At 27.7% G+C, this 5,363-nt stretch carries 9 protein-coding genes and 1 pseudogene; 9 read left to right on the forward strand and 1 reads right to left on the reverse strand.

Annotated features, from left to right (window positions below):
• Positions 1 to 89, reverse strand: a pseudogene (locus tag JG677_RS06820) (RidA family protein); the annotation flags it as partial.
• A 296-nt stretch (positions 90 to 385) separates the two neighbouring features.
• Between JG677_RS06820 and JG677_RS06825 the strand changes: the two are divergent.
• From JG677_RS06825 to JG677_RS06850, 9 genes are all read left to right on the forward strand, one after another.
• Positions 386 to 1,810 carry a catalase gene (locus JG677_RS06825; RefSeq protein ID WP_200285894.1) on the forward strand — a complete coding sequence of 475 codons (1,425 nt, stop codon included), beginning with the start codon at positions 386 to 388 and terminating at the stop codon, positions 1,808 to 1,810.
• Between the two features lie 52 nt (positions 1,811 to 1,862).
• Positions 1,863 to 2,327, forward strand: a complete 465-nt coding sequence (locus tag JG677_RS06830) for a Cj1386 family hemin-binding protein (RefSeq protein ID WP_200217375.1) — start codon at positions 1,863 to 1,865, stop codon at positions 2,325 to 2,327.
• 200 nt (positions 2,328 to 2,527) lie between these two features.
• Positions 2,528 to 3,034, forward strand: coding sequence for an FAD-binding protein (locus JG677_RS08990; protein WP_267905151.1), 507 nt, complete (start codon positions 2,528 to 2,530; stop codon positions 3,032 to 3,034).
• Entirely contained in the window at positions 3,003 to 3,197 is a 195-nt protein-coding gene (locus JG677_RS08995) for a hypothetical protein (protein WP_267905152.1), read from the forward strand. Before JG677_RS08990 ends, JG677_RS08995 begins: the two co-directional genes overlap by 32 nt.
• Positions 3,166 to 3,618: an FAD-binding protein gene (locus JG677_RS09000; protein ID WP_267905153.1), complete on the forward strand. Its 453-nt coding sequence runs from the start codon at positions 3,166 to 3,168 to the stop codon at positions 3,616 to 3,618. The genes JG677_RS08995 and JG677_RS09000 overlap by 32 nt, the downstream gene beginning before the upstream one ends.
• A 17-nt stretch (positions 3,619 to 3,635) precedes the next feature.
• Complete coding sequence (locus JG677_RS09005) at positions 3,636 to 3,965, forward strand: FAD-binding protein (protein WP_325099568.1); 330 nt, start codon at positions 3,636 to 3,638, stop codon at positions 3,963 to 3,965.
• Positions 3,962 to 4,321 carry a cytochrome c3 family protein gene (locus tag JG677_RS06840; RefSeq protein WP_200285896.1) on the forward strand — a complete coding sequence of 120 codons (360 nt, stop codon included), beginning with the start codon at positions 3,962 to 3,964 and terminating at the stop codon, positions 4,319 to 4,321. Before JG677_RS09005 ends, JG677_RS06840 begins: the two co-directional genes overlap by 4 nt.
• Positions 4,318 to 4,860 (forward strand): cytochrome c3 family protein, encoded by a 543-nt coding sequence (locus JG677_RS06845; protein ID WP_200285899.1) that lies wholly within the window; start codon positions 4,318 to 4,320, stop codon positions 4,858 to 4,860. The genes JG677_RS06840 and JG677_RS06845 overlap by 4 nt, the downstream gene beginning before the upstream one ends.
• 201 nt (positions 4,861 to 5,061) lie before the next feature.
• Positions 5,062 to 5,363 (forward strand): Rid family detoxifying hydrolase (locus tag JG677_RS06850; protein WP_200285902.1); only part of this gene is annotated, 302 nt, incomplete at its 3' end.

Here is a 5,363-nt window from a genome sequence, read left to right on the forward strand (position 1 = left end):
TTAATAGGAAGTTGTCCTGAAATAAATAAAAGTCCATTAGCTTCTCTATAAGCTGAATAAGGCCCTATAGCTTTTGGATAATTTGACATAGAATCTCCTTTAATTAAAATATTTAATTTTAATATAATAAAGTTTAAATTTAAAAATCATCTGAATAAATTTATATATTTTATTAATTTCAATCAATATAAAAAAAATTATAAGCAAAAACCAAAATATTTTCTAAATATTTATCTTAAAAAGCATGTAAAATTAAAAAATATACCAAAAATACTCAATTATAAAAATAATTTTTATTTTTTATTAATAATTTTTATCAGTTAATATTATTTTTACTTTTAAAGAATATAATTATTTTAAAAATTATTTTATATAAGGAGAGGTTATGAAAAAATTAACAAATGATTTTGGAAATATTGTTGCTGATAATCAAAATTCTTTAAGTGCAGGTGTTAAAGGACCATTGCTTATGCAAGATTATATTTTACTTGAAAAGCTTGCTCATCAAAACAGAGAAAGAATTCCTGAAAGAACGGTTCATGCTAAAGGAAGTGCAGCTTATGGAGAAATGAAAATAAGTGCTGATTTAAGTGCATATACTAAGGCAAAAGCTTTTCAAAAAGGAGAAGTTACTCCGCTTTTTTTACGTTTTTCAACCGTTGCTGGAGAAGCAGGAGCAGCTGATGCTGAAAGAGATGTTCGTGGTTTTGCAATAAAATTTTATACCAAAGAAGGAAACTGGGATTTAGTTGGCAATAATACCCCAACTTTTTTTATCCGCGATGCTTATAAATTTCCTGATTTTATACATACTCAAAAAAGAGATCCGCGCACTCATTTAAGAAGCAATAATGCTGCTTGGGATTTTTGGACACTTTGTCCTGAAAGTTTGCATCAAGTAACTATTTTAATGAGTGATAGAGGAATTCCTGCAAGCTATCGTCATATGCATGGGTTTGGAAGTCATACTTATAGTTTTATCAATGACAAAAATGAAAGATTTTGGGTGAAATTTCATTTTAAAACTATGCAAGGTATTAAAAATTTAACCAATGAAGAAGCAGCTAATTTAATAGCAAAAGATAGGGAAAGTCATCAAAGAGATCTTTATGAAGCTATTGAAAGAAAAGAATTTCCAAAATGGAAAGTTCAACTTCAAATTTTAGCCGAAAAAGACATAGAAAAACTTGGTTTTAATCCTTTTGATTTAACTAAAATTTGGCCTCATAAGATTGTTCCTTTAATGGATGTGGGCGAGATAGTATTAAATAAAAATGTTGATAATTATTTTAATGAAGTAGAACAAGCTGCTTTTAGTCCTAGCAATATAGTTTCTGGAATTGGCTTTAGTCCGGATAAAATGCTTCAAGCTAGAATTTTCTCTTATCCAGATGCACAAAGATATAGAATAGGAACAAATTATCATCTTTTACCTGTAAATCGTGCTAGAAACGAGGTAAATACTTATAATGTTGCAGGTGCTATGAATTTTGATATTTACAAAAATGGTAAAGCTTATTATGAGCCAAATAGTTATAATGATAGCCCAAAAGAAGATAAAAGTTATCTTGAGCCTGATTTGATTTTAGAAGGCAATGCTCAAAGATACAAAGCAATGGATGATGATTTTTATAGCCAACCTCGTGCCTTATTTGATTTAATGAATGAAAATCAAAAAGAACAACTTTTTAATAACATTGCTGCTTCTATGGATGGAGTTGAGAAAGAAATTATTGCTAGAGCTTTAAATCATTTTGAAAAAATTTCCCCTGCTTATGCAAATGGTGTTAAAAAAGCTTTGAATAAGTAGTTTTTACTTGCCTCTTTTAGGGGCAAACTAAAGATTATTTAAAGGATAATTTATGCAACTTAGTTTAGAAGAAGAAAAAAGATTTGCCGAGCTTTGTAAGATGGCATTTGATTTTGCAAGAAATAATGACTATGAAAATTTAAAGATAATGTTAGATGCGGGTTTAAATATCAATTTAAAAACACACAAAGGTGATACTTTGCTTATGCTTGCTGCTTATAATGATTCTTATGAGTGTGCAAAAATGCTTTTAGAAAAAGGTGCAAAGGTGGATGAAAAAAATGATCGTGGACAAACACCCTTAGCCGGAGTATGTTTTAAAGGATATTTATCTATGTGTAAGCTTTTGGTTAAATATGGAGCAAATATTGATGAAAATAATGGCTTAGGGATGACGCCTTATACTTTTGCATTAATGTTTGGAAGAAAGGAAATTGCTGAATTTTTACTCCAAAATTCTAAGAAAAGTTTTTTTAAAAAAATAAGTTTAAATATTTTAAAGATATTTAAAAAATAGGTTTAAAATATTTTTTTAAATATATAAAGGCTAATTTTTAACGAGAATATATTCTAAATAACATTTTATTGTGTTTTTATTTGTTTTTTATTGATATTAAATTATAATTATCCCTTTTTAAAAAAAAGGGATAATTATGAAAAAAAATATCTAGAAGAAAATTTATTTCTTTTGCTGCCATATCAGCCCTTGGCTTTCCTTTGTCAATAAATGCTTCTCAAGATAAAAAAAATAATGAAAAATTTGATGAATATTACGATGTTATTGTTGTTGGAAGTGGAATTAGTGCACATATTTGTGCAACCTATCTTGCAAAAAATAAAATTAATGTTCTTATGATAGAGAAAATGGATAGAATTGGCGGAAATTCTGCTTTATCCCAACAAGATTTTGCTGTAATGGGTTCTGATCTTCAAAAAAAAGAAAATATACAAGATAGTGTAGGACTTTTTTTAAAGGATCTAAATAAAGCTGGCGGGGGATATAACCATAAAGAGCAAAGCTTAAGATTGATTAAATATTCTAATGAAGCTTATGAATTTGCTAAATCTTGTGGGATTAAATACAGCGATAAATTAAAATTTTTAGGAGGTCATAGTGTTCCAAGAACTATTCAAACTATAGGTGGAGGCGGAAAGGCTATACAAACTATCCATAATACTTTTTTAAAAGAGGGTGGAAAATTCAAAAAAAGAAACCAAATGTGATGAAATTATTAAAAATGATAAAGGTGAGGTTGTAGGGATAGAAGTAAGAGAAAATTATCGTTTTGATCGAAATTTAAAAAATGATGATAGAGAAAATAAAACAGGAATTAAAAAAAAGATATTGCGCAAGAATGGCGGTAGTTTTTGCTACGGGTGGATTTAGTAGAGATGTTGAATATAGAAGCATAGAAAATCCAAGATTAAAACGTGCCTATACCCCATCAAATCTTGGACAAACTGCTGGAGCTTTAAAAACTATGGCAAAGGCTGGAGCAAACCCTGTGCAAGTTTCTTTAAGTCGCTTTTCTTTTGGCATTCCTACGGAAGATTTAATTTATGGAATTATTGTAGATAAAAATGCACAAAGATTTATGAATGAAGATGGAGATCGTCAAGTTCTTTCAAATAAAATTTTAGCACATATGGATAATTTAGAAACTGATATTTATCCAATTGTTATTTTTGATTCTAATGGATTTTCAAATTCGCATGATCCAAGGAGAATGCAAAGTTTTATTAGTTCTGGAAAGATGTTTCGTTTTGAAAATTTAGAAGAATTAAGTAATTTTTTTGATCTTGATTAAATGAGCTTAAAAAAACGATTAATGAATATGAACAAGGTTTAAGTAATCAAAAAGATAAATTTGAAAAAGATCTTAGTAAATCAAAAAATTCAGGAATTAATAAAGCCCCATTTTATGCTATGAAAGCTATGCCAAGTTTAAGCTATACACCTGGTGGAATTTTTATAGATGCAAATATGAAAGTTTTATCTATTGAAAATAATCAGCCTATTAAAAATCTTTACGCTATAGGAGAAGCTACAGGAGGGGTGCATGGGGCTAGTAGGCTTACAAGTTGTTCTATACCTGATTGTATGACTTCTGGGTTACTTTGTGCAAAAAATATTATAAGTGAAAAATTAATATGAGAAAAATAATTATTTTATTATTGTTTTGTTTTATTTTTGAAAATTCCTATTCAGATGAACAAAATAGAACCATAAAGCCTCATCATAAAGAAGTTTTGATAGATTGTAGAGATTGTCATGGGCGGATTGATAAAAAGGATTTTAAACCAGTTAAAACTCCTGTTTGCCTTGAGTGTCATAAAAGTAAGCAAAGTTTAGCGGAAAAATTGGATTTTTTAAAGGGTAAAAATCCTCATAATTCTATACATGATGGCTTAAATCTTAATTGTTATTCTTGCCATAGTGAACACAAACCATCTTATAATATGTGCAAAGATTGTCACAATACTTCAACTTGGATGAGGGATATAAAATGAAGAAAATAATTTTTCTTGTATTTTGCGGTTTCTTAATAGGACTTATAACTATATTTTTTGCACAAAAGATGATTAAAATTACTGGAGATTTGCCATTTTGTGGAGCTTGTCATGTTATGGAGCCTATGGAAAATTCTTACTTAAAAGATGTTCATTCTGGTATAGGATCAAGCGGTATTAAAGCAGCTTGTGTAGATTGTCATTTACCTCATGATAATTTAATCAATTATCTTACAACTAAAATTCACAATGGCGTTAAAGAAGTGTTTATAACAGCTATTAATCATGATGAAAATATAAATTGGTTAGAGAAATTAGAAAATAGAAAAAAATTTGTTTATGATTCTGGATGTTTAAATTGTCACTCTAATATAAAAGATAATCTTTTAGCATCGACAAAACAAAATTTAATGCATAAAAAATATTTTGATTCAAATCAAACTTTAAGTTGTGTTAGTTGTCATAAGCACGTTGGACACAAAGGAATAAGAGGAGAATTAAATCAGTTTGATGTGCAAAAATACCCTTTATTTAAATAAGGGTATTTATTTTCATATGTTTTACTTTTAAATCTCTTGCTTAGTTTTTATGATTTTTATTTAATTTCTTATAGTTAGATTGTCTATATTTTATATTTTTATTTTTTAAGAATATATTTTAAGATAATATTTTATATATAAAACAAAATTATAATCCGTGTATTTTTTAAATGAAAATTAACTTACCATAAAGGAGATTCTATGTCAAATTATCCAAAAGCTATAGGGCCTTATTCAGCTTATAGAGAAGCTAATGGACTTTTATTTATTTCAGGACAACTTCCTATTAATCCAGAAAGTGGTGAAATAGAAGCTAAAGATATTAAAGAACAAACTAAACAATCTTTATTAAATATAGAAGCTATTTTAAAAGAAAACAATCTTTGTTTTGATAATGTAATTAAAACAACTTGTTTTTTGGCTAACATTAATGATTTTGTAAATTTTAATGAAGTATATTCAAGCTTTTTTAAAGCTCCTTATCCTGCAAGAAGTGCTTTTGC

It is taken from the genome of Campylobacter sp. TTU-622, from assembly GCF_016598965.1.
Classification (GTDB): domain Bacteria; phylum Campylobacterota; class Campylobacteria; order Campylobacterales; family Campylobacteraceae; genus Campylobacter_D.

What these genes read in the sequence shown, in the direction of transcription:
- JG677_RS09000 (WP_267905153.1), top strand. Translation starts at nt 3,166, where the DNA reads ATGGCGGTAGTTTTTGCTACGGGTGGATTTAGTAGAGATGTTGAATAT.
- JG677_RS06840 (WP_200285896.1), top strand. Translation starts at nt 3,962, where the DNA reads ATGAGAAAAATAATTATTTTATTATTGTTTTGTTTTATTTTTGAAAAT.
- JG677_RS06830 (WP_200217375.1), top strand. Translation starts at nt 1,863, where the DNA reads ATGCAACTTAGTTTAGAAGAAGAAAAAAGATTTGCCGAGCTTTGTAAG.
- JG677_RS06825 (WP_200285894.1), top strand. Translation starts at nt 386, where the DNA reads ATGAAAAAATTAACAAATGATTTTGGAAATATTGTTGCTGATAATCAA.
- JG677_RS06845 (WP_200285899.1), top strand. Translation starts at nt 4,318, where the DNA reads ATGAAGAAAATAATTTTTCTTGTATTTTGCGGTTTCTTAATAGGACTT.